Origin of the sequence: Kitasatospora sp. NPDC057904 (assembly GCF_042887925.1) — a bacterium.
Lineage (GTDB): Bacteria > Actinomycetota > Actinomycetes > Streptomycetales > Streptomycetaceae > Kitasatospora.
The window spans coordinates 1-22438 of sequence record NZ_JBHVOL010000022.1; the positions used below are offsets into that span (position 1 = coordinate 1).

At 73.6% G+C, this 22438-nt stretch carries 31 protein-coding genes and 1 pseudogene; 14 read left to right on the plus strand and 18 right to left on the minus strand.

The genetic code is table 11. The features are described from left to right. Window positions 1-154 precede the first annotated feature (154 nt). The 3 genes from ACFVSN_RS36255 to ACFVSN_RS36265 form a co-directional block, all read right to left on the minus strand. Window positions 155-778, minus strand: a complete 624-nt coding sequence (locus tag ACFVSN_RS36255) for a carbonic anhydrase (protein WP_380441195.1) — start codon at window positions 776-778, stop codon at window positions 155-157. Window positions 779-868: 90 nt separating this feature from the next. Then, window positions 869-1528 (minus strand): PASTA domain-containing protein, encoded by a 660-nt coding sequence (locus tag ACFVSN_RS36260; RefSeq protein ID WP_387600824.1) that lies wholly within the window; start codon window positions 1526-1528, stop codon window positions 869-871. Continuing rightward, a complete protein-coding gene (locus ACFVSN_RS36265; protein WP_387600827.1) occupies window positions 1525-2097 on the minus strand; it encodes an RNA polymerase sigma factor in 573 nt (190 codons plus the stop codon). Before ACFVSN_RS36265 ends, ACFVSN_RS36260 begins: the two co-directional genes overlap by 4 nt. A 233-nt stretch (window positions 2098-2330) precedes the next feature. Between ACFVSN_RS36265 and ACFVSN_RS36270 the strand changes: the two genes are divergently transcribed. After that, entirely contained in the window at window positions 2331-2858 is a 528-nt protein-coding gene (locus tag ACFVSN_RS36270; protein WP_387600830.1) for a DUF4232 domain-containing protein, read from the plus strand. Between the two features lies 1 nt (window position 2859). On the opposite strand, the gene ACFVSN_RS36275 is transcribed toward ACFVSN_RS36270, so the two are convergent. Beyond that, window positions 2860-3618, minus strand: a complete 759-nt coding sequence (locus ACFVSN_RS36275) for a hypothetical protein (RefSeq protein WP_387600833.1) — start codon at window positions 3616-3618, stop codon at window positions 2860-2862. 68 nt (window positions 3619-3686) lie between these two features. Here ACFVSN_RS36275 and ACFVSN_RS36280 point away from each other — a divergent pair, with 68 nt between their 5' ends. Then, window positions 3687-4616 (plus strand): ADP-ribosylglycohydrolase family protein, encoded by a 930-nt coding sequence (locus tag ACFVSN_RS36280; RefSeq protein WP_387600836.1) that lies wholly within the window; start codon window positions 3687-3689, stop codon window positions 4614-4616. A gap of 80 nt (window positions 4617-4696) precedes the next feature. Here ACFVSN_RS36280 and ACFVSN_RS36285 read toward each other — a convergent pair whose 3' ends face one another. Genes ACFVSN_RS36285 through ACFVSN_RS36295 form a run of 3 tightly spaced genes read right to left on the minus strand, consistent with a single transcriptional unit; the run spans window position 4697 to window position 7212 of the window. Then, a complete protein-coding gene (locus ACFVSN_RS36285) occupies window positions 4697-4903 on the minus strand; it encodes a hypothetical protein (RefSeq protein ID WP_387600839.1) in 207 nt (68 codons plus the stop codon). Continuing rightward, complete coding sequence (locus ACFVSN_RS36290; protein ID WP_387600842.1) at window positions 4900-5670, minus strand: MerR family transcriptional regulator; 771 nt, start codon at window positions 5668-5670, stop codon at window positions 4900-4902. The genes ACFVSN_RS36285 and ACFVSN_RS36290 overlap by 4 nt, the downstream gene beginning before the upstream one ends. 33 nt (window positions 5671-5703) lie before the next feature. Continuing rightward, window positions 5704-7212, minus strand: coding sequence for an FAD-dependent monooxygenase (locus ACFVSN_RS36295; RefSeq protein ID WP_387957618.1), 1509 nt, complete (start codon window positions 7210-7212; stop codon window positions 5704-5706). Window positions 7213-7270: 58 nt separating this feature from the next. On the opposite strand from ACFVSN_RS36295, the gene ACFVSN_RS36300 reads away from it, so the two are divergent. The 4 genes from ACFVSN_RS36300 (at window position 7271) to ACFVSN_RS36315 (ending at window position 10121) form a co-directional block, all read left to right on the plus strand. Then, the gene (locus ACFVSN_RS36300; protein WP_387600848.1) at window positions 7271-7855 is read left to right on the plus strand and encodes a CGNR zinc finger domain-containing protein; all 585 of its coding nucleotides are present in this window, start codon (window positions 7271-7273) and stop codon (window positions 7853-7855) included. Between the two features lie 117 nt (window positions 7856-7972). After that, on the plus strand, window positions 7973-8557 hold the full coding sequence (locus ACFVSN_RS36305; protein WP_387600850.1) for a TetR family transcriptional regulator: 585 nt from the start codon (window positions 7973-7975) through the stop codon (window positions 8555-8557). A 200-nt stretch (window positions 8558-8757) separates the two neighbouring features. Next, the gene (locus tag ACFVSN_RS36310; protein ID WP_380441317.1) at window positions 8758-9390 is read left to right on the plus strand and encodes a cysteine hydrolase; all 633 of its coding nucleotides are present in this window, start codon (window positions 8758-8760) and stop codon (window positions 9388-9390) included. 65 nt (window positions 9391-9455) lie between these two features. Continuing rightward, a complete protein-coding gene (locus tag ACFVSN_RS36315; protein ID WP_387957620.1) occupies window positions 9456-10121 on the plus strand; it encodes a hypothetical protein in 666 nt (221 codons plus the stop codon). A gap of 91 nt (window positions 10122-10212) precedes the next feature. On the opposite strand, the gene ACFVSN_RS36320 is transcribed toward ACFVSN_RS36315, so the two are convergent. Both ACFVSN_RS36320 and ACFVSN_RS36325 read right to left on the minus strand, forming a co-directional pair. Further along, a complete protein-coding gene (locus ACFVSN_RS36320; protein WP_387957622.1) occupies window positions 10213-11475 on the minus strand; it encodes an FAD-dependent monooxygenase in 1263 nt (420 codons plus the stop codon). A gap of 223 nt (window positions 11476-11698) precedes the next feature. Continuing rightward, window positions 11699-11926, minus strand: a complete 228-nt coding sequence (locus ACFVSN_RS36325; RefSeq protein WP_387957624.1) for a hypothetical protein — start codon at window positions 11924-11926, stop codon at window positions 11699-11701. 208 nt (window positions 11927-12134) lie between these two features. On the opposite strand from ACFVSN_RS36325, the gene ACFVSN_RS36330 reads away from it, so the two are divergent. Genes ACFVSN_RS36330 through ACFVSN_RS36340 form a run of 3 tightly spaced genes read left to right on the plus strand, consistent with a single transcriptional unit; the run spans window position 12135 to window position 14307 of the window. Then, window positions 12135-13571 (plus strand): RNA-guided endonuclease InsQ/TnpB family protein, encoded by a 1437-nt coding sequence (locus ACFVSN_RS36330; protein ID WP_387957626.1) that lies wholly within the window; start codon window positions 12135-12137, stop codon window positions 13569-13571. A gap of 6 nt (window positions 13572-13577) precedes the next feature. Then, window positions 13578-13766 carry a hypothetical protein gene (locus tag ACFVSN_RS36335; RefSeq protein WP_387957628.1) on the plus strand — a complete coding sequence of 63 codons (189 nt, stop codon included), beginning with the start codon at window positions 13578-13580 and terminating at the stop codon, window positions 13764-13766. Between the two features lie 10 nt (window positions 13767-13776). After that, window positions 13777-14307, plus strand: coding sequence for a hypothetical protein (locus tag ACFVSN_RS36340; RefSeq protein WP_387957630.1), 531 nt, complete (start codon window positions 13777-13779; stop codon window positions 14305-14307). A 65-nt stretch (window positions 14308-14372) separates the two neighbouring features. On the opposite strand, the gene ACFVSN_RS36345 is transcribed toward ACFVSN_RS36340, so the two are convergent. The 7 genes and pseudogenes from ACFVSN_RS36345 to ACFVSN_RS36375 all read right to left on the minus strand — a co-directional run bounded on the left by ACFVSN_RS36345 (window position 14373) and on the right by ACFVSN_RS36375 (window position 18342). Further along, window positions 14373-14888, minus strand: a complete 516-nt coding sequence (locus ACFVSN_RS36345) for a hypothetical protein (protein ID WP_387957632.1) — start codon at window positions 14886-14888, stop codon at window positions 14373-14375. Between the two features lie 394 nt (window positions 14889-15282). Continuing rightward, window positions 15283-15498, minus strand: a complete 216-nt coding sequence (locus ACFVSN_RS36350) for a hypothetical protein (RefSeq protein WP_387957634.1) — start codon at window positions 15496-15498, stop codon at window positions 15283-15285. Window positions 15499-15705: 207 nt separating this feature from the next. Then, entirely contained in the window at window positions 15706-16272 is a 567-nt protein-coding gene (locus ACFVSN_RS36355) for a DUF5919 domain-containing protein (RefSeq protein ID WP_387957636.1), read from the minus strand. Between the two features lie 37 nt (window positions 16273-16309). Beyond that, complete coding sequence (locus tag ACFVSN_RS36360) at window positions 16310-16756, minus strand: NUDIX hydrolase (RefSeq protein WP_387957639.1); 447 nt, start codon at window positions 16754-16756, stop codon at window positions 16310-16312. Between the two features lie 29 nt (window positions 16757-16785). Then, a pseudogene (locus tag ACFVSN_RS36365) lies at window positions 16786-17202 on the minus strand (DNA-binding protein); the annotation flags it as partial. Window positions 17203-17296: 94 nt separating this feature from the next. After that, window positions 17297-17509: a DUF397 domain-containing protein gene (locus tag ACFVSN_RS36370; protein ID WP_387957641.1), complete on the minus strand. Its 213-nt coding sequence runs from the start codon at window positions 17507-17509 to the stop codon at window positions 17297-17299. Continuing rightward, window positions 17488-18342 carry a Scr1 family TA system antitoxin-like transcriptional regulator gene (locus tag ACFVSN_RS36375; RefSeq protein ID WP_387957643.1) on the minus strand — a complete coding sequence of 285 codons (855 nt, stop codon included), beginning with the start codon at window positions 18340-18342 and terminating at the stop codon, window positions 17488-17490. Before ACFVSN_RS36375 ends, ACFVSN_RS36370 begins: the two co-directional genes overlap by 22 nt. Before the next feature lie 121 nt (window positions 18343-18463). Between ACFVSN_RS36375 and ACFVSN_RS36380 the strand changes: the two genes are divergently transcribed. From ACFVSN_RS36380 to ACFVSN_RS36395, 4 genes are all read left to right on the plus strand, one after another. Further along, entirely contained in the window at window positions 18464-18658 is a 195-nt protein-coding gene (locus tag ACFVSN_RS36380; RefSeq protein ID WP_387957645.1) for a hypothetical protein, read from the plus strand. Then, the gene (locus ACFVSN_RS36385) at window positions 18658-18909 is read left to right on the plus strand and encodes a hypothetical protein (RefSeq protein WP_387957647.1); all 252 of its coding nucleotides are present in this window, start codon (window positions 18658-18660) and stop codon (window positions 18907-18909) included. The genes ACFVSN_RS36380 and ACFVSN_RS36385 overlap by 1 nt, the downstream gene beginning before the upstream one ends. 83 nt (window positions 18910-18992) lie before the next feature. Continuing rightward, window positions 18993-19451 (plus strand): NUDIX domain-containing protein, encoded by a 459-nt coding sequence (locus ACFVSN_RS36390; protein ID WP_387957649.1) that lies wholly within the window; start codon window positions 18993-18995, stop codon window positions 19449-19451. A gap of 43 nt (window positions 19452-19494) precedes the next feature. Further along, complete coding sequence (locus tag ACFVSN_RS36395; protein WP_387957651.1) at window positions 19495-20046, plus strand: hypothetical protein; 552 nt, start codon at window positions 19495-19497, stop codon at window positions 20044-20046. A 100-nt stretch (window positions 20047-20146) separates the two neighbouring features. Here the strand turns inward: ACFVSN_RS36395 and ACFVSN_RS36400 are convergent, their stop codons facing one another. Continuing rightward, window positions 20147-20908, minus strand: a complete 762-nt coding sequence (locus ACFVSN_RS36400; RefSeq protein ID WP_387957653.1) for an aminoglycoside phosphotransferase family protein — start codon at window positions 20906-20908, stop codon at window positions 20147-20149. Between the two features lie 231 nt (window positions 20909-21139). Between ACFVSN_RS36400 and ACFVSN_RS36405 the strand changes: the two genes are divergently transcribed. Continuing rightward, window positions 21140-21361: a hypothetical protein gene (locus tag ACFVSN_RS36405; RefSeq protein ID WP_387957655.1), complete on the plus strand. Its 222-nt coding sequence runs from the start codon at window positions 21140-21142 to the stop codon at window positions 21359-21361. A 15-nt stretch (window positions 21362-21376) separates the two neighbouring features. Here ACFVSN_RS36405 and ACFVSN_RS36410 read toward each other — a convergent pair whose 3' ends face one another. After that, on the minus strand, window positions 21377-22216 hold the full coding sequence (locus tag ACFVSN_RS36410) for a BPL-N domain-containing protein (RefSeq protein ID WP_387957657.1): 840 nt from the start codon (window positions 22214-22216) through the stop codon (window positions 21377-21379). Between the last annotated feature and the right edge of the window lie 222 nt (window positions 22217-22438).

Here is a 22438-nt window from a genome sequence, read left to right on the forward strand (position 1 = left end):
ACGCGAACACGCTCCCCGCCGGGATCAGCTCCCGGCACGTCTCCCACACGTCCGGCCCGACCGTCTCCCCGGCCCATTCCCCCATCGCCACAGAAACGAGTCTGGCCCCACCGCTTGCGCGGTGGGGCCAGAACCCAAGATCTTCATCAGCCTTCTAGAGGATGTCGCCGTGGGTGGCGACCATGCGGGCCTGGCCGTCGGTCAGGCGGTAGGACAGGCCCACCACGCCCACGCTGCCCTCGGCGACCTTCGCCGCCAGCACCTGCGAGCGCTCCAGCAGCAGGTCCACGCTCTGACGGATGTGCTCGTCGACGATCGCGTCCGGGTCCTCGATGCCCGCCGCCCTGGCCGACACCACGCTCGACGTCACCCGCTCCACCACGTCGCGCACGAAACCGCCCGGCAGCCGGCCCTCGTCCACCGCGTCCAGGGCCGCCGCCACCGCGCCGCACGAGTCGTGGCCCAGCACGATCACCAGCGGGCAGTCCAGCACGCTCACCCCGTACTCGATGCTGCCCAGCACCTCGGGACCCGCCACGTGCCCCGCCGTGCGCACCACGAACAGGTCGCCCAGACCCTGGTCGAAGATGATCTCGGCCGCCAGGCGGGAGTCCGAGCAGCCGAACAGCACCGCGAACGGGCGCTGCGCCGGGGCGAGCGCGGCCCGGCGCCCGGCGTCCTGGTTGGGGTGCTCGGGGGAGCCGGCGACGAACCGGGCGTTGCCCTCCAGCAGCGTCTGCAGGGCGTGGCGGGGGCCGGATATCGGGGAGGAGATCATGCCAGCACCCTAGATCGCCCCCGCCCGCACCCGCAGGGCGGGGGCTGCGGCGCAGGTCGGCCCCCCGGCGGGCTCGCGGGTCGGCCCCGGTCAGCCCGCCGGCGGGCCCGTGGAGACGAGCAGGCGCACCGTCGAGCCGGCCGGGAGCGCGGCGCCGGCGGACGGCCCGGTGGACACGACCCTCCCGGCGGGCACGCTCGCGTCCGCCACCTCCTGGACCTCCCCGGGCAGGTCGGCCTCCCGCAGCACCTCCATGGCCGCCTCCCGGGTGAAGCCTGCGAGGGAGGGGACCGTCACCGGCGGGCCCTGCCTGGTGGGCATGGACTCGGGCGGCCTGGCGAGCGGCGAGACGAGATAGGGGATGCCGTCGGACGGGGCGGCGGGGCCCGGAAGGTAGGGGCCCGGAAGGTAGGGGCCCGGAAACAGCGGCCTCGGTGCCGCCGGAGCGGTCGCGGGCGGGGACGAGGGCGTGGGCGTGGGCGATGTGGCGGGGGAGGCGGCCGGGGCCTGAGCCGCCGGGCGCCCCCCGGCGCCCGGCGCAGACGGGGAGGCGAGCAGCAGCCCGCCCGCCACGACACCGGCCGCCACCGCGACGGCCACCGCCCCGCCCACGGCGGTGCGCCGGCGCGCGGTGCGCCGCACGATGGCGGCGGCGTCGACGGCGGGGACGGGCACGCGGTCGGCGAAATCGGTCATGGCGGCGAGCAGCTCCGTCTCGAACTCGGGATCGGGGGGCGGCAGTCGGGTCATGGGGCACCTTCACGCGAAGTCGAGGCAACGGGCTGCGAGGAGAGGGGCGGGTCCTCCTGGCGGGGCAGGACCTCGCGCAGCCGGGCCAGCCCGCGCGAGAGCTGGGAGCGCACCGAACCCGGCGAGATGTCCAGCGCCTGCGCGATCTCCCGGTCGCCCAGGTCGTGCAGGTAGTACAGGACCACCACCGTGCGCATCCCCATCGGCAGCGTGTGCAGCGCCGCGACGAGCTCCTCGCGCAGCTCCACCGACCGGTAGGCGTCGCGCGGATCGGCCGGCTCCCCGTACCCGGACGGCGCCAGCGGCGCGGTGCGCTGGCCCGGGCGGTTCAGGCGCCGGTGGCGGTCGTTGGCCAGGTTGACCAGGATCCGCCGCACGTACGCCTCCGGCGCGTCCGAGGCGGCCACCTTCCGCCAGTGCCGGCACGCCCGCTCCAGCGTCTCCTGCACCAGGTCCTCCGCCGCGTGCGCGTCGCCCGTCAGCACGTACGCCGTGCGGAACAGCGCCCCCGACCGCTGCTCCACGAAAGCGGCGAAGCCGATCCCGGGAGCGGCCCTGCGCAGCCTCACCCGTCGCCCCCGTTCTCCGTTGGCCGTTGGCCGTTGGCCGTTGTCCTGGCATTGCGTCATGACTGCGCCGGGGCGTCTTCTGCTGCACGGCATAGGGCGAATGTGGCGCAGCTCACATCCCGTCGGCTGTGCCGGGGACGGGGGCAACCGGTGGGCCCCGTGCGGTGTCTTCGTCCCCGACGACGGTCGGGCGGTGACGGCCCGTCGCCCGTCCCGACGATCCGGGGGATCCGATGCGCCCGCGCTTGCTGCCGATGGTGGCCGTGTCCGCGCTGCTGACGTCCTGCGGCGCCGGCACGACGGCCGCCGTGTCCGCCGCCGGGACGGCGAACTGCCGTGCCGCGGACCTGACGTGGACGCTCACCCTGCTCACCGCCGAGGGCGCGACCGCGCCGGATCCGGCCGACGCCGAGCTCGCCGCCGTCAACTCCGGCACCCGGCCCTGCACCCTGGCCGGCTACCCGAAGCTGGAGTTCCACCGGGGCAAGGGCCCGCAGGCCCGGGGGAGCGGCGAGGGCGGCCCGGCCGCGGTGACGCTCGGCGCGGGCGGGAAGGCGGTGTTCGCGCTGCGCTGGCCCGGGCCCGACGGCAAGGGCCCCGGCGGCGCCTGCACCCCGCAGGTCACCACCGCCACCGCCACGGTTGCCGCCCCGGGCGAGGCGACCGCCGTCCGGGTCCCGGTGACGGACCGCAGCGGCAGGCCGGCCGAGGCCACCGTCTGCGGCCAGGAGGTCCGCATGAGCCCGCCCGTCACCCGGTAGGTCAGGTGGCGGCGGGCAGATGACGGCCCGCGGCGAGGGCGGCCACCGTGCGCAGCCGCCGGTAATAGGCGGCGCAGTACTCCTCGTTGAGCCGGGGCACGATCGCGTCGAGGTCGGCGATGCACGCCCACAGCACGGCGGTGCCGTCGCCGTCGAGGCCGCCGTTCAGCTCCCGAAGGACGAGCCCGGCGACGTTCGCGTCGAGGAGGACCAGGTCCACGCCGTCGACGTCCACGCCGCGGAAGCTCTCGGGAAACGGCGTCTCCAGGTGCGCCTCCCACAGCCGGTCGAGCCGCTGCACGGGCGGCGGCGGTGCGGGGCGCTGGAGCAGGCGGACGGCGTCGAAGACGGCGCGCACCAGGGCGACGGCCCGCTCGGGGCCGATGGCGCCGCTTGTCACGGCGCCCTGCGCGAGTTGCTCGCGCAGCCGTACGGCGCACCGGAGTTCGGCGGCGAGCGGGGCGGGCAAAAGCTCCGCGGCGACGGCCCGTTGGACCCGGACCCGCAACGGCTCGTCGGCCCCCGGGTGTTCGGCGAGGACGTGGTCCAGGGCGAGCAGGCCGTGCGTGACGGCGACGGTGGCGAACTCGTAGCGGTGGTAGGAGTGCCGGATCAGCTCGCGGGCGGTCTCCAGCGCGCTCGCGACGTGCATCGGCGCGCCGTCGGGCACCACCAGGTCGCAGATCAGGGCCTGTATGCCCGCGTAGTCCGGGGCGACGCCCCACGAGCGCGGGTCGGGGGCGGGGGAGGGGGCGGTCATCGCGGCAGTCTCGCCCCCCGGCGGCCTGAGGTGCCACCGGATTCGCCGGGCCAAGGGAGGATGGGGACATGACGACTCGTCCGCCCGTGCCCGTGGCCGCCCGTGACGCGCTGGAGGGGCTCGCCCTCGGGGATGCGTTCGGGGAGCGCTGGTTCCCGCTGTTCCGCACCGCCCCCGAGGCCTACCGGGACATCCGCGCGCGCCGCACGCCCGAGGAGTCGCCCTGGCACTGGACGGACGACACCGCGATGGCCCTGTCCGTCCACCGGGTCCTGACCGTGCACGGCACCGTCGACCAGGACGCCCTCGCCGCCGCCTTCGGCGCCACCTACCTCGCCGACGCCTACCGCGGCTACGGCGCCGGCATGCACCGCCTGCTGCCCGCCCTCGCCGGCGACCCGTCCTCCTGGCGCACCCGCACGCGCGAACTCTTCGACGGCCAGGGCAGCTTCGGCAACGGCGCCGCGATGCGGGTCGCGCCGCTGGGCGCGTGGTTCGCCGGCGACGCCGAGGAGGCCGCCCGGCAGGCGGCGCTGTCGGCCGAGGTCACCCACGCCCACCCCGAGGGCGTGGCCGGGGCGGTCGCGGTGGCCGTCGCCGCCTCGCTGGCCGCCGCCTCGCGCGGCGGCCCGGCCCCGGACGGCGAGGAGTTCCTCAAGCAGGTCCTGCGGCACACCCCCGCGGGCGAGGTCCGCAACACCCTGGCCCTGGCCTGCGCGGTGCGCCCCGACGCCCGGCCGTGGCGCGCCGCCGACCTGCTCGGCAACGGGCAGCGCGTCAGCGCCGCCGACACCGTCCCCTTCGCCCTGTGGTCGGCCGCCATGAACCTCGACAGCCTCACCGACGCCCTGTGGAGCACGGCCGAGGGTCTCGGCGACGTCGACACGACCTGCGCCATCACCGCCGGCACGGTCGCCGCCCGCACCGGCCTCTCCGGCGCCGACCCGCTGTGGCTCCAGCGGCGCGAGGCGCTGCCGGAGTGGACGGCGCAGGGCTGACGCCCGGTTCTGATGCCCGGGCGGGATGGTCGGGTCCCCGGCTCCCCTGTGGCCGGGGCGGGCGGCCGTCCCGCCCGGGGTCAGTTCCCGGGCCCGTCGGAGCGGCCCAGGCGTATGTAGGTGACCAGGGCCTGGACGACCAGGGCCAGCGCCACCGCGGGGACCACCGGCCAGGGCACCACGTGGGCCATCGCCAGGATGGTCAGGAGCAGCAGTGCCGGGAACAGCACCGGCAGCACGGAGATCACGGCGACGCGCACCCGCACGCGCCTGGGCATGGCGCTCATGCGTCACCCCGGCGGGCGAGGTCGAGGAAGTCGGCGAGGTCGCGCCACTGGTCGGCGGGGGCGTCGCTCTGGCCGGAGACGGCGGCCGGGTCCTCGCGCCAGGCGCCGCGCACGGCGCCGGACAGGGCGCGGTCGCCGCCGGAGAACAGGGCGCCCAGTTCGTCGATGCGCCGCACGACGCGCTGGACCTCCTGGCCGGCCGGGTCGGCGCCGGCCCGGCGCAGGGCCTCGGCGCGCCGGTAGAGCTGGGGCCACTCGATGTCGAGGTAGTAGTGGGCGGCGGGGCCGAGCGCGGCGGCGTGGTCGCGCAGGGCGTCGATCTGGTCGTCGTCGAGGTGGCGGCGCAGCGCGGGTTCGGTGCCGGGGGTGCCGACGCCGCGCATGGCCTGCAGGACGCGGATGAGGGCGGCGGTGTCGGGGGTGCGTTCGGCGGCGAGTTCGCCGTGGATGTGGGCCAGGCGCTCGCGCAGCGCGGTCAGGGAGGCGAGGGCGGCGTCGATGCCGACGAGGTGTTCGCCGACCAGGCGCAGCGGGTCGATGCCGGCGTCCAGGCAGGTGGCGATGGTCTCCAGGCCGAGGCCGAGGCGGCGCAGCGCCAGGACGAGGTAGAGGCGCACCACGTCCTGTTCGGTGTACTCGCGGTGTCCGGAGGGGGTGCGGCGGGAGGGGCTGAGGAGGCCGATGTGGTCCCAGTGGTGCAGGGTGCGCACGGTCAGCCCGCTCGCTTCGGCGAGTGGGCCGACCTTCCACGTCTGTTCGGAGGTCATGGCGTAACGATGCCTCCTGACGTCGGGTGAGGTTCAAGCCCGCGGTGCCGACAGGATTGCGCGCAGGACGGTGAGCAGGTGGGTGTCGTCGGCGGGGGTCCTCGGTGCCTGCCAGGCGATGTGGCCGTCGGGGCGCACGAGGACGGTGTGGTCGAGGGGTGCGGTGCGGACGGTGACGGGCAGGCCGGCGGCGGTGGCGGCCGCGGCCTGGCGCCGGCGGGCGCCGTCCGGGTGCGGGGTGAGGAGGGTGAAGCCGGGGCCGACGAGGTCGAGGGTGGAGCGGCCGTCGGGCAGGGGGCGGTGGGGCAGGCGGGCGCCGGGGCCGCCGTCGGGGTGGGCGCGCTCGGGGTCCACGGGCGGGCGCGTCCGGCTCCCGGCGACGGCGGTGGAGCGGTAGGCGGCGGTGAGGAGCAGTTCGTCGTCGATGCGGTAGCTGGTGCGGGCGCGGGAGTTGGCGAGCGACAGCTCGGTGACGGCGAGGGCGACGGGGCGGCGCTCGTCCTGGTAGGTGTCCAGCAGCGCCCGGCCGGCCGTGCCGTCCAGGACGGCGGCGAGCTTCCAGGCGAGGTTGTCCGCGTCGCCGATGCCGGTGTTCATGCCGTGCCCGCCGGTGGGCGGCATCACGTGGGCGGCGTCGCCCGCCAGCAGGACGCGCGAGCGGCGGTAGGCGGTGGCGGTGCGGGCGTCGCAGCGCCAGGTCGTGGTGTCGCGGACGGTGACCGGCAGGTCCGCCAACCCGGCCGCGTCGCGCACCAGTCGGGCCAGGCGGTGGTGGTCCGCGCGCAGGGCGGCAACGTCGTCCTCGGCGGGGTCGTACGGGTGCTGGTAGATCCACTGCCGGTCGTTGTCGACGGCCAGGAAGCCGCCGCGGCCGGGGGCGGTGAGGAAGTAGGAGGCGCTGGCCCGGTCGGCGACCACCGGCCCCAGCGGCGCCTCGAAGCGCACGCTCAGGAAGTGGCCCAGGCCCGTGAGCCCCTCCATGGCGATCCCGGCCCCGGTGCGCACCGGGCTGGAGGCGCCGTCGCAGCCGATCAGCCACTGCGCCCGCACGGTGCGGCGTTCCCCGCTGTCGCGGTCCTCCAGGAGTGCGTCCACGCCGTCGCCGTCCTGGGTGAACGACACCAGGCGGGTGGCGAAGTGGACGGAGCCGGGGGCGAGTTGGCGGGCGCGGCGGGCCAGGATCGTCTCCAGCACGTCCTGCGGGCACAGCAGCCCGGGGGAGGGGGTGCGCTCGGCGCCCTCGCCGGCGGCGGGGGCGAGGCCGGTGCGCACGAAGTCCGGGTCGACGAGGTCGCGGCCGCGGTAGAAGTACACGTGCGAGGACGGCAGCCCGGCCCGGCGCACCTCCTCCTCCAGACCCAGACGCCGCAGGACCTCCATCGAACGGGCCGACACGCCACGGGCCTTGGGGTGCAGCGAGGTGCCCGGGTGGGCCTCGACGAGCAGGTGCTCCACGCCGTACCCGGACAGCAGCAGCGACAGGGCCAGCCCGACCGGGCCCCCGCCGACCACCAGGACGGGCGTCGTCTCGGGGATGCGCATGCGGGGCCCTCCATCTTTCGTAACGCTTAACCTGTTGTTTTGACGTTACCATCGTGACGTGGAGAACGATCAAGCGAATAACCCCGAGGCCCCCGGTGACCCCCGGGACGACCGCCCCCGCGGCCTGTACTTCCTCACCGACCTCGCCAACGCCGTCCGCGACGACCCCGACCTGCCCGCCGCCGACCTCCGGGCCCTGCTCGCCCGCCACGCCGGCCCCGAGCTCATCCGCACCGACGCCGACGCCGACGCCGACGCCCGCGGCCTGCGCACCGCCACCGCCCACCTGACCCGCATCCTCGACCTCGACGACCAGGACGCCGCCGCCGACGCCATCAACGCCCTCCTCGACCGCCACCCGCCCCGCCCCCGCCTCGTGCGCCTGCCCGGCCGCCCCTGGGCCCTGCACACCCAGGCACCCCCCGACGCCGGCCCCACCCACTGGCTGCTGTCCACCGGCGCCCTCGCCCTCGGCCTGTGGCTCACCGAACGCGGCCGCTGCGCCTGGGGCCGCTGCGCCGCCGACGGCTGCGGCCGCTACTTCATCGACACCGGCCGCCGCACCCCCCGCCGCTTCTGCAGCCCGCGCTGCGCGACCCGGGTGCGCGTGGCCGCCCACCGCACGCGGCGCTCGGACGGCTGACGGCTGACGGCGGGCGGCTGACGGCGGGCGGCGGGCGCCCTTCGGGGGCCGGGGACGGTGGGCGGCCGGCGGACCGTGCGTCCAACCGGCCGGTTGGACGCTTCGTATGCTGGCCCCATGGGATGGGACACCGCGAAGACCAAGAGGCTGCTGCTCGACGCCGCCGTGGACGAGTTCGCCGCACACGGCCCCGAGGGCGCGCGCATCGACCGCATCGCCGCCGCGGCCGGCGTCAACAAGGAGCGCATCTACCCCTACTTCGGCGGCAAGCGGCAGCTCTTCGACGCCGCGGTCCAGCGCGAACTGGAGCAGCTCGCCGCCGCCGTGCCGATGGCGGAGGACGACGGACACCCGGTCGACCTCCCCGAGTACGCGGGCCGCGTCTTCGACTACCACCTCGCCCACCCGCACCTGCTGCGCCTGCTGCAGTGGGAGGCCCTGTGCGGCGAGCCCGGCGCGGAGGTCGCGGGGCAGGAGCGGCGGGCCGCGTACTACGCGCAGAAGGTCGCCGCGCTCGGCGGCGCCGGCGGGTCCGGGGCGCAGCCCCGCCCCGAGGACCTGCTGTACGCCGTCGTGGCGCTGGCCGGCTGGCAGTTCGCGGCGCCGCAGCTGGCCCGGATGATCCTCGGCGGGACGGCGCAGGAGGATCCGGCGGCCCGTCGCGCCGCCGTCGTCGACCTGGTGCGCAGGCTCGTGCGCTGACCTCCGGGTCTCCCTGCCCTCGGGGGTTCTCGCCCTCGGGCGCTGTCACCCTCGGGGGTTCTCGCCCTCGGGTGTCGTCGCCTTCGGGGGTGGTCGGCGGGCCGCATTTCCAACTGGCCGGTTGGAGGTGCGGCCCTTTCGCGCTAGTCTCCAACTCGTCAGTTGGAGTTTCTTCCGGCAAGGAGCCGACCGTGACCGTCATGCCCGCGCGCCCGCACGCCGCCCTCGTCCTGATCGAGTTCCAGCGCGAGTGGCTCGACCCCGAACACGGCGCCCTCCACCGCCTCGTGGCGGACCGCGACCTGCTCGACACCGCCGTGCGCGGCGCGGCCACCGCCCTGGCCGCCGCCCGTGCGCACGGTGTCCCCGTCGTGCACGTCCCGCTCGTCCTCACGCCCGGCGCGCCGGAGCTGGCGGGCTGGACCCCGGCCCGCCTGGGGCTGCGCGCGGCGATCCCGGCGGCGGGCACCTGGATCGAGGGCGGTGCGGGCACCGGGTTCGCCGAAGGTTTCCGCCCCGGGCCCGGCGAGCCGGTCGTGCGCGGCCGTGCCGGGGCCAGCGCCTTCGCCGGCTTCTCCGATCTCGACCTGATCCTGCGCCGGCTCGGCGTCACCGACCTGTACCTGGCCGGTTTCGCCACCCACGTGTGCGTCGAGTCCACCCTGCGCGAGGCCCACGACCGCGGCTACACCGCGCACGTCGTCCACGACGCCTGCGCGGCCTTCACCCGTGCCCAGCAGGACCACGTCCGCGAGCACGTGATCCACCACTTCGGCGCCGAGACCGACGCCGCCGCCTTCGCGGACGCGTGCGCGGGCACGGGCGGCTGGTGACCGCGGGGCCCTATCCTCGGGCCGTATCCTCGACCGGAGGCCGTACGACGGGGTGGGAGCGGTAGTTGGGCAGGCAGGAGATGCGGCGCACGGTCGACGCGCCGCTGCGGCGGGCGGGCCTGGAGGTGCTGGAGGGCGGGGTGCCGCAGCCGGTCCTGCCGGTGTCCGTGGTGGGTTTCGCGCTCCACCGCGACCCCGGGCCGCAAGACCTGGGCCTGGTCTGCTTCGAGAGCGACGAACCGGACCTCGTCGCGCGGGCCAACCAGGGCTGGTACGAACTGGCCCTCTCCTGCGGCCTGTTCGGCGCCGACCGCGAGTTCCTGCTCGCCCTGCCCGTCCACCGCTTCAGCGCGCGGGCCGCGTCCCGGCACCGGCGCGAGCAGTGGCGCCGCGTGCGCCTGCTGGAGCGCTGGGACCTGATGGGCGCCGGCTGCTCGGTCACCGTCGGAACGCACGAACTCGGCCACCCCCAGCGCCTGCTCGGCTTCGGGCCCGGCCTGCCGGGGTTCGCGATGCTCGCCCTCGACGGCTCGGTGACCGTGCTCGGTACGACCGAGCAGAGCGGTATCGCCTTCCACGCGGTGTCCGACCCCGGGGACACGGAGTCCGTGCGCGGCAGGCTCCGAGCGGCGGCGAACCGGGTGTGGGACCCGAGGGAGGAATGGTTTATGGGGGCGGTGCGGGCGGAGCGCGAGGAGGCCCGGGCCTGGCTGCTTCGTCAGCAGGGCTGAGCGCGCGGGCTGTTCGCCGGAGCCGCAGCGCCGCCGCACCCCCGTGGCGGCGGCGCTCCGCTGCTCCCGTCCCTCCCCGGCCGGTGCGGCATCAGGCGGCGGTGGCGGTGGCGAGGGCGTAGTCGGGCAGGTCGATGTCGCCGGCCTTGGCGAACTGGGCGGCCAGGATGGCGCGCATCGGCCAGCGGCCCATCATCCGCATCGAGGCGGCGCGCAGGCGGATCATCGTGGCGCTGTTGGGGGCGTAGCCGTTCATGCCGCCGGGCGGCAGTTCCTGGGAGCGGGTGACGTAGGGGCGCATCAGCTCCTCGTAGCGGGCGAACGCGGCGCGGTGGCCGGTGCCGGCGGCGCGGGCGGCGGCGAGTTCGCCGGCCAGCAGGTAGGCGCCGACCAGGGCGAGGCTGGTGCCCAGGCCGGTGAGCGGGCTGGGGCAGTAGCCGGCGTCGCCGACGAGGGCGACGCGCCCGCGGGTGTAGTGGTCGAGGTGGATCTGGCCGTAGGAGTCGAAGAAGAAGTCCTCGGCGCGGGCCATGCCCGCCAGCAGCCGGTCCACCTCCCAGCCGGCTCCCGCGAAGCGCTCGGCGAGCAGGCGCTGCTGGGCGGCGGTGTCGCGCCGGTCCAGGCCCAGCGGCGCGGAACGGAAGCCGAGCGAGGCCTTGATCTCGCCGGGCAGCCGTCCGGGGCGGGCGCCGGCGACCAGGCCGCCGGGCGCGTTGTACATGAGGAACCAGCCGCCGAGGTCGATCCCGTCGCGGACGGTGAACCAGGCGTTGTAGCCGCCGAGCGGCCTGAAGTGGCCGTCGTCGCCCCCGAAGGCCAGGCGGCGCACCGTCGAGTGCAGCCCGTCGGCGCCGATGACCAGCGCGAAGCGGCGCGGCGCGGCCTTCTCGAAGGTGACGGTGACGCCGTCCGCGTCCTCCGCGAGGGCGGTGACGGTGTCGTCGAAGAGGTACTCCACCTCGTGGGCGGTGGAGCGGTACAGCAGGTCGGCGAGGTCGCCGCGCAGGATCTCGATCTCGGCGACGATGCCCTCGCCCTCGAACAGCTCGACCGGCATCCGGGCCGTCAGCCGCCCCCTGCGGTCGACGAGTCCGAGCCCGCGCTGGTCGACGTTGAGCGCGCGGGCCTGCTCCATGAGCCCCATCCGCTCGATGACGGTGCGCCCCGCGCCGCGCAGGTCCACGTTCTGCCCGCCGGGGCGCGGGGCGGGCGCGCGCTCGACGATGACCGGGTTGAAGCCGCCCCGGCGCAGCCAGTGGGCGAGGACGGGCCCGGCGATGCCGCCGCCGGAGATGAGGACGTCGTTGGTGCTGCTGCCGTCGGTGTCCGCGGGGTGCGCGGTGGTGTTCTCCATGCCTCGAATGTACGGCGTACGCAGTGCACTCAACAATCCCTATCTGCAAGGTTCATGGCGGCACCGCACTAGTGCACTAGAGCGCTCGGGCGGGCCTTCGGGGCGGCTGCGCAGGCCGCGCGGGGTGGGTGGTGCACTAGTGCACGCGGCGGGCGGCGCAGAAATTTCTTCCCGCCGCCGGCCGGGGGCGGTGCCGAGCCGGTGCCGCCGCCCGTGGCCCGCCTCACGGCCCCGGGTGGCCGACCAGTTCCAGGCTGCGGCGCCACAGTTCGGCGCGGGCCGCCGGGTCGTAGGCCTGCGCGTCGGCCCGGGTCTCGCGGGTGCGGTCGAAGTAGCGGCCGGTGACGCCCGCCAGTGCCCGATCGGTCACCAGGCGGTGCACGGCGGCCACGCCCTCCTCCAGGCTGTCGACCGCGTACCCCATCTCCTCCAGCACCATTTTGGTGGGCATGAACGTCGCCGGGGTGCAGGCTGTTGACCGTCACCTCGCCGGCCGGCACGCGCGCCGCGAGCTCGAACCCGCAGGTGATCTGAACTCTTGGGTGCCAACCCCTGCTTTGGCTGGGGGCGGCCCATTTTTGGGCTCGGAGTCGCGAAGCGGCGCAGGTCTCTGCGTTGTCAGTGACGTGCGCTAGGTTGATCGCGGCTGTTGAAGGGGGGTGTTCCTCGTGTTGTCCGGGCGACGGTGCCGTCTTGAACTCGATTCGGGGCAGGCTGAGTTGTGCGAGACATTCGGTGATGTCTGCCGTTCGGTGTGGAACACCGCTTTGGAGCAGCGCAGGGAGTACCGGCGGCGTGGGGCGTGGATGGACTACGTTCCGCAGGCTGCCGAGCTGGCGGAGGCGAAGCGGGAGTTCCCGTGGCTGACGGAGGCGCCTTCGCACGTGTTGCAGCAGACGTTGAGGGATCTGGACCGGGCGTGCCGGGAACACGGCACGTTCCGGGTGCGGTGGCGCTCCAAGGCCCGTTGGCGGCCGTCGTTCCGGTTCCCGGTGGGGAATCGGATCACGGTGGAGCGGATCGGCCGCAAATGGGGTCGGGCGAAGCTGCCGAAGCTCGGATGGGTCCGCTTCCGATGGTCCCGCCCGCTCGGCGGCCAGATCCGCTCGGCGACCGTTACCCGGCAAGGGCGGCACTGGTTCGTGTCGTTCCTGGTGGAGGACGGCAATCAGACCCCTGAGCGGCACGCGATGCCGAACGCCGCCGTGGGCGTGGACCGCGGCGTCAAATTCGCCGTGGCAACCAGCACAGGCGACTTCCACGACCGGCCGTATGTGACGCTGGGCGAGGCGAAGCGGCTGCGCCGCATGCAGCAACAGCTTGCCCGATGCACGCGCGGCAGCAACCGGCGCAAGGCGGTAGTGGCGAAGATCAACGCGATCACCGTCCGCGTCCGCAACCGGCGTGCGGACTTCTGTGCGCAGGCCGCCAACAAGCTGGCCACCCACAACGCGGTCGTGGTGCTGGAAGACCTCCGTGTAAAGAACATGACCGCCTCCGCCGCAGGAACAATTGAGCAGCCCGGCCGAGGCGTCCGTGCCAAGGCTGGACTGAACCGGGCCATCCTCGACAAGGGCTGGCACCTGCTCGAACTCGCGCTGCGCAATGCGGCGCGTACCACTGGCACTGCTGTGGTGCTGGTCAATCCCGCGTACACGTCGCAGACCTGCCACGCCTGCAAGCACGTGGACCCGAAGAACCGCGAGAGCCAAGCGGCCTTCGAGTGCACCGCCTGCGGACACCGGGACCACGCCGACGTGAACGCCGCGAAGAACATCCTCAACGCCGCAGGGCATGCGGTGTCAGGGCGTGGAGACCTCGGCACCAGCCGGTCCGTGAAACGCCAACCACCGGCCGCGCGCACCCGCGCGGAGGCAAAGCCCCCGCGCGGCACACGCGGCCGGAATCCCCGTGCCTTAGGGCGGGGAGGAAGTCAACTGGGCGAGTTTGCTGCGGCAGTACGCCCCCATCCCGTCGTAGTCGCACTCCAGCATCAGGTCGCGAAGTCCACCGGCTGCTTCCCGGGCGAGGCCACATGCACGACCCGCGCCGGCGCGCGGCGGCGGCAGGAGTTCGAGCTCCCTGGCGATGAGTGAGCGACCTTGCGGCCCCTGCCCCGCGACCCCGCGATCCTGGTCGACGTCGGCTGCGCCGGCGAGGACGCCCGGTTGGAGGTCGTCCCAGGGCACGTGGACGCGGCCCGCGCCCTGGGCATGGCCGCCTTCGTCCACACGGGCACCGCGCAGACCCACGCCCGGATCGGGGAGTTCGCTGTCGGTCCCGGTTCGTAGCATGAGCCGCATGTCGGACGCCTTCACCGTGCTGTGGACCCACGACACCTGCGACGAGCTGCGCAAGGCCGGCCTTGAGGGCCGGCGGCCCCCGGTGGCCTTCAGTGGCGTTCATTCCTCCCTGCCCGCCTGGTCGGGCGCCCGCGCCGGGGACGAGGTGTACGCGGTGCACGTGCGGCAGCGCGAGGTGTTCGTGGTCAGCCGCATGCGGATCGTCGACCGCGAACGGCGCGACTGCTGCGGCCCCGCCCCGCAGGCCTGGGGCGAGCGCTCCCACCCCGGCCACCACGACTGGTGGGCGCTCGGCGCCGGCGGCTGCGGCGCCGAGGTGGTCCACGTCGAGGCGACGCCCGTGCGCTTCGACCTCCCCGTCCCCGGCGACCTCCTGCCCCGCCTCACCTGGCGCAACCAGCGCGGCCGCACCCGGGGCCTGAAGTACGTCGTCGACGGCCGCCTCGAACGTGCCGTAAGCCTCCAGGGCTTCTACCGCCTGACGCCCGAATCGGCCGTTGACCTCGCGGAGTTGGCCGAGGGCGCGTGAGCGCCCGCGCGCCCGGCACGGAGGTCCGTGCCGGACACGCGGGCGGTTGCGCGTGGTGCGTGGGGTCAGCTGAAGGACACCTCGTAGACGCCGACGGAGGTGGGGGTGAAGCGGGCGCTGCCCGTGATGCCCTCGTACTTGAGGGTGCCGCCGGTGACGATGGCGTCGAACGGCTGAGGGTCGACCCCCGCCTTCGGGACCGGGATGACCGCTTCGGCGGCGATCTGGGCACCGTCGCTGAACTTGAGGACGCTCGTGCACAGCACCTGGTCCGCGCTCGTGCCGGTGGCGTCCTTGTCGCAGTTGGCGTAGGCGGTGCCGATGTTCTTGCCGTCGACATCCTTCATCGCGGCCCTGCCGCCGAAGGCGTTGCCGACCCCCTGGGGGGCGCCGCCGAGGTCGGCGGTGCCCGTGCTGTCGAGGGTGAAGTCCGGCACCTGCGCCGCCCTGGTCGCGCGGTGGGCGCCGGCCTGGGGCTGGCTGTCCGCCATGGCGGGCATGCTCAGCGCTGCGGTCGTGCCGAGAGCCAGAGCGGCGGCGGCGAGGGTGAGGGAGCGCTTGACGGACATGACGCGGTGCATGGGGTTCCTTTGGTAGTCCGGGGCGGTGCTTTCGGGTTGAGCACCCGGAAGCCGGTGGAAGTCGACCACACACGGTGATCCCCCGGCCGACCGTCGTCCCCGCGTGTCAGGCCGGGCGGCGCGGCCAGCATCCCTTGCGGGGCAAGGGGTGGGGACGTCTACGAACGGTCTGGCTGTGCTGTTCGAGCGGTCACGCCCATCACCCGTACGGGCCGTGAAGTTCACCCGCCTGGCACGCCACGGGCGGTACCGGGCGCCCGGGAGGGGAAGCCGGTAGCGCCCAGGGCCTGACGTACGTCGTCGACGGCCACCTGGAGCGCCCCCGCGCAGGAAGTCGACGGAGCCGACTTCCTGCGCGAGGCCGGTCGGAGACCAGAGAGAGCGCCCGCGTGACCTACTCGACCACGGCCCGGGTGGCGGTGCCGCGCGTGAGCGGTACCGCCACGCGGGTCCACTGGACGAGGTGGTCGAGCACTGCGAGCACGACGTCCTGGCGCCCGGGCGGCAGGAACGGCCAGGTCAGCCAGGCCGGGGCGGACAACAGCACGACCGCCAGGAGCGGCAGTGCGAACAGCGCGACGAGAAAGGGGCGTGACAGCCACGCAGGCATGCGCCGACCTCCAGATGAATCCCACAAAAAGGGGAACCGTGCCGGACGGCGACGCAAACTGGGCACCCCACGCGCTCAAGCGCGTGCAGCCTCCGGCCAGAGCCGACATCCGGTGATGCGGTCCGACCCTACCCGCAACTCGGCCCTCCCAAGGGACGGTTGAGTGCAAAGTTGGCGAGGAGTCCTGGGGCTGTCGATTGCGCCGACTCAGGCGGCGGCGCGGATGGCGGTGCCCCGGGACCAGAGTTCCTCGGTGTGCTCGGCGAAGCGGCCGAACATGCCGTCCCCGTCGCCGCGCCGCAGGTGGATCATCGGCGAGTCGTGGCCGGCGGTGCGGGCGAGGTGGGGCGTGACGAGGGCGTGCTCGTCGAAGCGGAAGACGGAGAGCCCGACGTGATTCGGGCCGTCGTCCAGGGCACTGAAGCGGGCCTCGATGCCTTCGGCGTCGGCGAGTTCGGCGAGGTGGGCCAGGGTGATCCGGATGCGGGCGGAGACGGTGAGGGCCGCGTCCTCGATCCGCTCACGGCGGCTGGTCGTCTCGGAGCCGGGATCCCCGAGGAGGATGCGGACCCGGCAACCGGCCTCGGCCTTGCGCCGGAGAGTCCGGGGGAGGGCCGGCTGCTCCAGCCAGAGGAAGTAGTTGGTGTACCCGGCGAGGAAGATCTCGGACCACGCCTCAGCGATCAGCTGCGCCCAGACTGACTGAGGGCAGGCCGAGCGGTACGGATAGACGGCGAACACCCCTCGCTCGTGCCCGGAGTTGGACGAGATCACTCACAGTGGGGAGCGGGAAGTCGGCGGGGTCGACTTCTCACGTGAGCCGGCGGCCGTCGTGAGAGCGGATGTGGGGCGGTCCGGGGCGGAGGGCGTCGAGGATGCGGACGGCGTAGACCTCGCTCATACGGTCGGCGGCTTCGTCGGGGGTGAGCCAGGCGACGGCGGTTGTTTCGGCGGAGAGACACTCGGCGCCGCTCTCGGGGTGGCAGCGGAAGACGAGGGCGACGATGCCGCGGGCCATGTTCTTGTAGACGCCGGTCAGTTGGCCGACGGTGACGTCGATCCCGGTCTCCTCGCGAATCTCGCGGCGCAGGCCGTCTTCGACGGTCTCGGCGAGTTCCAGAACTCCGCCCGGTGGTTCCCAAGCACCGTTGTCGGCGCGACGGATCGCCAGCACGCGCCCATCCTCGCGGACGACCGCCCCCGCGACGGAGACGGAGTGCAGCGGTGTTGACCGGGAAGTCTCGGTGTCGCTGTTCATGCACGGGAGGGTAGGGCTTTGGCGCGTGGCTACTCGGCGGGCGGCGTGCTGTACCGGGCCAGGACTTCGTCGGCTGTGGACTTGTCGACCAGGCGGAGGTCCCACGGGCCGGTGTTCACGTCGAACTCCTTGCCGAAGCCGACCCACTTGCCGGACATGCGCCGGCCGGTCGGATCGATGAGGAGCTGAACGGCCCCGTGGTACCTGGCGCCCTGGTAGTAGCCGTCCTGCGCCGTCTGTTCGACCCAGGTGCCGGTGACGATGTTCCGGTCGATGGTCAGGTCGAAGGAGATCGGGGAGTCGGGATTGGACGACGCGCCGGGGAGCGATTGTCCGGTGATGCGGTTGCCGTGCTGCGCCAGGACTACGTGGTGAAGGCCGGTGAAGGTGCCGTCGCGGCTGCTGCTGTAGAACTCGTACCGGCTCAGCCATACCCCGGAGTGGTCGTCGGGCATGTCGTGCCCTCCTCGCGTCGCAGCGGCGTGGTTCGGATGCCTTGCCCGCCCCGGAGCTCCGGGGCGGGCAAGGCCTGAAGGGCTGTTACCGGGCGTCGAACTCGTCAGCGCGGATAGCGGTGATGAAGGACTGCCAGGCGTCGGCGGTGAAGACGAGGGCGGGCCCGCTCGGGTCCTTGGAGTCGCGGATGGGCATGACGCCGGTGAAGCCGGGAGCCACCTCGATGCAGTTGCCGCCTTGCTGGCTGAAGCTCGACTTCAACCAGTGGGCCGTGGTCAAGTTGATGTCGTCGAACATTCGAGTTCCTTCCGAGCAGCGCGAATCCATTCGAGAGTCGCCGTCTCGGCCAGCGCTCCCACCTGAAGCCGATCGTAGTGTTTCCTCCAGGTGGCCAGCCTCTCAGTATCCCGCTCAAGATGGCTTCGGCCCTCGGACTCCGAGTAGCCGAGGAGGGAACGATCGGAGAGGGTGAGGAGCACCATTGGCAGGGCGAAGGGTCGTTCCTCTGCCAAGGCGAACGGCGCAACTTGAATGATCATATGGCGTGCGGCGTACAGCGTCTCCAGGTACGCGAGTTGCGCCTTCATCACTTCGCGGCCGCCGATGGGCCGTCGAAGGCAGCTCTCGTCAAGCACGGCATGTACGAGCGGTGGCCGGCTTCGTCGAAGCAGCTGTTGCCGGGTGAGTAGGAAGGTGACTCGCTCGTCTGCTTGACCCTCGGTGATCGTGCCTCTCCGGACGTCGCCGGCCGCCAGCGCTCGGGCGTAGGACTCGGTCTGGAGCAGGCCGGGAACGACACCTGCTTCGTAGATTCTTATCTCAGCGGCGTTCTGCTCCTGGCTTGCGTACTCCGGGAAGCCCTCCAGCAAGGCCGAGTGCTTGGCCTGGAGCCACATGAGCAGTAACGTTCCGCCGGTCTCAAGGACTCGGTCGGCGTCACGGGCGAACTTCTCGCTTGGCGGGGTGCGGCCGGGAGGGGCAAGTTCGGCGTAGGAGACGTAGGAGGGGTCGACTCCCACGAGTCTCGCCAACTGGGCTTGCGTGAGGCCCTTGGCCTTCCGTGACCTGCGCAGTTGCACCCCGAAGGGTGCCCATGGGCCTGACGTTGGATCAAGCTCCTTGAGATTCACCGGGTTTCACCTACTTGCCGATGCCTGGCTTCAAGTTTCAGATCTGCTTCCGATCGTAGAGGCCTCCGCGCCACCATGAGTACAGAACGTGAAATTCCGACTGCGGAGGGTTCTCGAAATCATGGTGTCGTCGTCCAGACTTCACGGGTACGGGGTGCGGTGGGACCCGGAGGGGCGCTGCTACCGGGTGCGGAACGAGGTCACGGGGGAGTGGCTGCGCTGCGGCTCGGCCGGTGAGCTCGCCGCCTTCCACTCCTTCTGCGCTGCGTTCTCGGCGTGGCGGGTGTTCGAGGTGCACCGTAGGACCGGTGTGTGATGGCCTCGATGCTCGACCGGGCGACTGCCGAGCAGCGCCGTGAAGCCGCGCTCGTTGCTGACGACTTGGCCGCCGTCCTCGCCCTCGGTGGGGCCAAACTCCCCTCCCTCGAAGTGGACTGGGAGTACGGCCGCCGCACCGGCTGCTACCTGATCTCCCTCGGGGCGGCCCGCACCTTCGACGTCGTCCGGATCGTCGAACTGCTCCGCAAGGGGCTGCACTTCGAGCGCCTCGCCGCCGATGACGACTGAACTCGCCGCCCGCCTCCTCTGGCTGCTCGGCTTCGCCGCCCTGATCAACTGGTGTTTCTGGAACAGGAAGTAGCACCCCCCCAATGCGCGACCCCCGCCTCCTCGCCAAGCCGCCCGTCTGCCGGCTCGGCTGCCTCGCCCTCGTCCGCAACCCCCGCGGCGATGTCCTGCTCGTCGACCCCGACTACATGGACGGGCTCATCCTCCCCGGCGGCGCCGCCCGCCCCAACGAGCCCCCGCACGAGGCCGCCGGCCGCCACCTCGCCGAGCAGACCGGCATCAGCCTGCGGCTCACCGACGTTCTGGCCGTCGACTACACGCCCGCCGACCGCTACCTGGAGCGCCTCAACCTCGTTTTCGATGGCGGGATCACGGGCGCGCAGCCCGTCGCTGCGCCGCAGAGGCGCAGCGGGCTGCTGGGGGCGCGCTTCGTGCCGGTGAAGCAGCTGTCCGCCGTCATGGCGCCCGCGCAGGCGGCCCGTGTGGCGGAGGCGCTGGCGGGGCGGGCCGTGCCGTTGCTTCTGTGTGGGCAGCGTGCTTAAGCTTCGCGTCGATCATGTGTGCGAACGGCGAGGGAACTGCGAAATGGTGAGGCTCACGGAGCGCCGGCCCTGGGTACTGGGCGTCGGGGCGCTCGTCGTTGCCGGGCTCGGGACCGGCGGTGCCCTGCTGGCGTTCGGCGCCGGGGAGTCCGACCTCACGCAGACCCTGTGCGGGCAGCTGCGCGCCAAGGGCACTCCGCTCGGCGCGCTGCTGCCCAAGGGGCGTCCGGGCGGCGACGAGCGCAAGGCGCAGGCGGCGGGCAACGGGCAGGGCGCGCAGACGTCCTGCACGGTCTCCGTCGACGGGCAGGAGGCGCTGAGCATCGTCCTGTTCCGCCTCGGGCCCGACCAGCCGTCCGGCACCGACGGGCACGACCTGCGGGCCCTCGTGGGGCGCGGGCCGATCACCGGGGGCGGCGGGTCCGGCGTCACCGAGTACTGCGCGGGCAGCAGCACGGACATCGTCAGCGCCACCGTCCTCGCCCAGGGCGCCGTCCGGCCCAAGCCGCACGCCGATTCCACCTCCTTCGATCACGCCCTCGGGCAGCTCGCGCAGGCCGTCGTCACGGGGCAGCAGCAGGACGTGTGCCGTTAGGCGGCGTGGACTCGCCTCGTAGTGCTGCGAGGTGTCGACCGGTGGCGCCGGGGGCGGGTGCGGCTCGCCTTGTCCCAACCTGACTGCCGGCAGCGCGAGTTCAACCCGATGGGTCGATCAGGTGCCGGTTGTCCCGGCTCCAGGCGAGGAGGGCCCGGAGGTTGTCGAGGTGTCCTTCGGCGACCCAGGTGGCCTGGGGTTCGTGGCCCTGTTCGGCCAGGCGCCGGTTGACGTCGATGTTCTGCTCCTGGACGGTGAGCACGGCGTCGACCAGGCCCGTCGTGTCGGTGAGGCCGTAGGCGGTGGCGAACACCTCCAGGCGGTGACGGCGGTCGGGCGGCTTCGGGTAGCGCAGCCACCGGGTGCACGTGTCGTCGTCGCGGAACGGCGCCGCGTATTCGAGGGCGTAGGCGACGTCGTGCAGCCGTGGTGCTGGACGTGCGTGGTCCCAGTCGATGATTCCCACCGGCCGGGTGCCGTGCCAGACGGTGTTCCAGGGGCCGAAGTCGCCGTGGCAGACGACTTCGTCGCCGACCGGACCGGCCGTCCTGGTGGACCAGCACGTCGTGTCCGGGGGCCGGTATCCGGCCACGGCGTCGTGGTAGTCGCGCAGGAGGCGGGCGAAGGTGATCAGGCCCCGGTCGTCGACGACCTTGGCCCAGCCGTCCGGGCCGGATTCGCCGCCGATCCAGCTCAGCACCTCGCGGCCCTGCCCGTCGAAGCCGAGGACGCGGGGCGCGAGTTCGTAGCCGACGGCCTCCAGGTGGCGGAGCAGGCCGTGAACCGCCGGGGTCCACGGTCCGGCCGGCCGGTGGACCGTGTCGCCGATGCGCTCGACCCGGCCGAGATCTGGTGTGCTCACCTGGAAACCGTCGCGAGGAAACGGCCGTGACGCAACCGGTTATCGTGCCGTCGCATCGGCCCTGGCCGGCCCTGGCCGGCCCTGGCCGGATCGGCAGGGTCGTGACGGCGAGACGCCGGGACAACCGGGAGCGAATGTGCCGAACGGCACTGATGGAGCGTCAGGGACGGTTGTTACGGTTCCGCAGGAAGGTGAAGCGAAAGCCGGGAAACCGGGGGAACGGGGGACAACATGACGGCCGACGGGTTCGAACTGCTCGCCCGGGCGCACGACCACCTGATTGCCGCCGTCCGCGACGTGCTGGGGGGCGTCGGGGCGTTCCTCATACCCGTCGTGCGCGACGGCTTCGGCACGTTGGCCGCCGCCGTGCCGGTCGCGGACGGCGCGGGTGCGGCGGACCGGCTGCCGGCTTTCTCCGGCCGGGACCCGCGCTGGACCCCGGCCGCCGGCTGAGCCGGAGCCTTCCCGTCACGGCGCGGTCATCAGCGTCTTCAGCAGGTCGTCGCCCAGGCCCAGGCCCGTGGCGGAGACGTCGGGCAGGTGGTAGCTGCGGTACCAGTCGGCGGGCGCCTCCGGGTGGGGGCCGCTGACGGCGACGCGGCCGGTGCCGTAGGAGGCGACGGCGGCGGCGATGCGGTCGTTGGTGTAGCGGGCCAGGACGTCGGCGCCGGGGCCGTCGACGTCGAAGTAGGGGCCGTCCTGGAAGTACATCGGCTGCCGCTGCCCGCGCCAGGCGACGTCGACGAGGCCGTCCTTGTCGTCGGTGACGGTCGCGCCGGGGGTCTTGATGTACTCGCCGGAGTCGCCCGGCAGGAGGTCGTAGCCCGGGTCGCCGGCGAGGTAGCCGCCCATGCAGATGCCCAGGTAGCGGCCGCCGCCGCGCACGTAGTCGCGGATCAGCTCGGGGCGGAAGCCCGGGGTGCGGCGCAGCAGGCCCCACGCGGTGGTGACCTCCTGGCCGTTGGTGCCGCCCGGCTGGACGTACAGGGCGGCGCCGGCCAGCGCGGCGGGGCCGAAGCGCAGGTCCTCGTCGGGGCCGATGAAGCGGACGGTGAAGCCGTTGCGCTCCAGCAGGTCCTGCGCGGCCTCGGAGCAGCCGTCGCACGCGGCGGGGCCCCGGTAGACGACGGCGAGGGGGTGGGCCGGGTCCGCGCTCGCGGGGGCGGCGGCCGGCGCGGTGGGCGCGGGTGCGGCCTCCTCGGAGCGGTCGTCGGCCCGCGGTGCGGCGCAGCCGGCGCTCGCGGCCAGCAGTACGGCGGCCAGGCCCAGTGCCGCCGCGGCTCGGGCGGGACGGCGCCCACGCGTCATCGGCTGTTCCCCCAACGGTCGTGCCCCCAACGGTCTTGCCTCCAAAGGTCGTTCCCCCGGCGATCGTCCGCCGGGCCCGGTGGGCACGGCGTGCAGCGACGACGCTAAGGGGTGATCGTCGTCAGTGCACAATCGGCCCGGTGGGGGTGCGCGGCCGGGGAGGGAAAGCCGGTTGCGGTGCCGGGCCCGGTGGGCGCTAGGGTCCTCGCGTTCGGATAGCAA

What these genes read in the sequence shown, in the direction of transcription:
- ACFVSN_RS36255 (WP_380441195.1), bottom strand. Translation starts at nt 778, where the DNA reads ATGATCTCCTCCCCGATATCCGGCCCCCGCCACGCCCTGCAGACGCTG.
- ACFVSN_RS36260 (WP_387600824.1), bottom strand. Translation starts at nt 1,528, where the DNA reads ATGACCCGACTGCCGCCCCCCGATCCCGAGTTCGAGACGGAGCTGCTC.
- ACFVSN_RS36270 (WP_387600830.1), top strand. Translation starts at nt 2,331, where the DNA reads ATGCGCCCGCGCTTGCTGCCGATGGTGGCCGTGTCCGCGCTGCTGACG.
- ACFVSN_RS36275 (WP_387600833.1), bottom strand. Translation starts at nt 3,618, where the DNA reads ATGACCGCCCCCTCCCCCGCCCCCGACCCGCGCTCGTGGGGCGTCGCC.
- ACFVSN_RS36280 (WP_387600836.1), top strand. Translation starts at nt 3,687, where the DNA reads ATGACGACTCGTCCGCCCGTGCCCGTGGCCGCCCGTGACGCGCTGGAG.
- ACFVSN_RS36285 (WP_387600839.1), bottom strand. Translation starts at nt 4,903, where the DNA reads ATGAGCGCCATGCCCAGGCGCGTGCGGGTGCGCGTCGCCGTGATCTCC.
- ACFVSN_RS36290 (WP_387600842.1), bottom strand. Translation starts at nt 5,670, where the DNA reads ATGACCTCCGAACAGACGTGGAAGGTCGGCCCACTCGCCGAAGCGAGC.
- ACFVSN_RS36295 (WP_387957618.1), bottom strand. Translation starts at nt 7,212, where the DNA reads ATGCGCATCCCCGAGACGACGCCCGTCCTGGTGGTCGGCGGGGGCCCG.
- ACFVSN_RS36305 (WP_387600850.1), top strand. Translation starts at nt 7,973, where the DNA reads ATGGGATGGGACACCGCGAAGACCAAGAGGCTGCTGCTCGACGCCGCC.
- ACFVSN_RS36310 (WP_380441317.1), top strand. Translation starts at nt 8,758, where the DNA reads ATGCCCGCGCGCCCGCACGCCGCCCTCGTCCTGATCGAGTTCCAGCGC.
- ACFVSN_RS36320 (WP_387957622.1), bottom strand. Translation starts at nt 11,475, where the DNA reads ATGGAGAACACCACCGCGCACCCCGCGGACACCGACGGCAGCAGCACC.
- ACFVSN_RS36325 (WP_387957624.1), bottom strand. Translation starts at nt 11,926, where the DNA reads ATGCCCACCAAAATGGTGCTGGAGGAGATGGGGTACGCGGTCGACAGC.
- ACFVSN_RS36340 (WP_387957630.1), top strand. Translation starts at nt 13,777, where the DNA reads ATGTCGGACGCCTTCACCGTGCTGTGGACCCACGACACCTGCGACGAG.
- ACFVSN_RS36345 (WP_387957632.1), bottom strand. Translation starts at nt 14,888, where the DNA reads ATGCACCGCGTCATGTCCGTCAAGCGCTCCCTCACCCTCGCCGCCGCC.
- ACFVSN_RS36350 (WP_387957634.1), bottom strand. Translation starts at nt 15,498, where the DNA reads ATGCCTGCGTGGCTGTCACGCCCCTTTCTCGTCGCGCTGTTCGCACTG.
- ACFVSN_RS36360 (WP_387957639.1), bottom strand. Translation starts at nt 16,756, where the DNA reads ATGAACAGCGACACCGAGACTTCCCGGTCAACACCGCTGCACTCCGTC.
- ACFVSN_RS36370 (WP_387957641.1), bottom strand. Translation starts at nt 17,509, where the DNA reads ATGTTCGACGACATCAACTTGACCACGGCCCACTGGTTGAAGTCGAGC.
- ACFVSN_RS36380 (WP_387957645.1), top strand. Translation starts at nt 18,464, where the DNA reads ATGGTGTCGTCGTCCAGACTTCACGGGTACGGGGTGCGGTGGGACCCG.
- ACFVSN_RS36385 (WP_387957647.1), top strand. Translation starts at nt 18,658, where the DNA reads ATGGCCTCGATGCTCGACCGGGCGACTGCCGAGCAGCGCCGTGAAGCC.
- ACFVSN_RS36390 (WP_387957649.1), top strand. Translation starts at nt 18,993, where the DNA reads ATGCGCGACCCCCGCCTCCTCGCCAAGCCGCCCGTCTGCCGGCTCGGC.
- ACFVSN_RS36395 (WP_387957651.1), top strand. Translation starts at nt 19,495, where the DNA reads ATGGTGAGGCTCACGGAGCGCCGGCCCTGGGTACTGGGCGTCGGGGCG.
- ACFVSN_RS36405 (WP_387957655.1), top strand. Translation starts at nt 21,140, where the DNA reads ATGACGGCCGACGGGTTCGAACTGCTCGCCCGGGCGCACGACCACCTG.
- ACFVSN_RS36410 (WP_387957657.1), bottom strand. Translation starts at nt 22,216, where the DNA reads ATGACGCGTGGGCGCCGTCCCGCCCGAGCCGCGGCGGCACTGGGCCTG.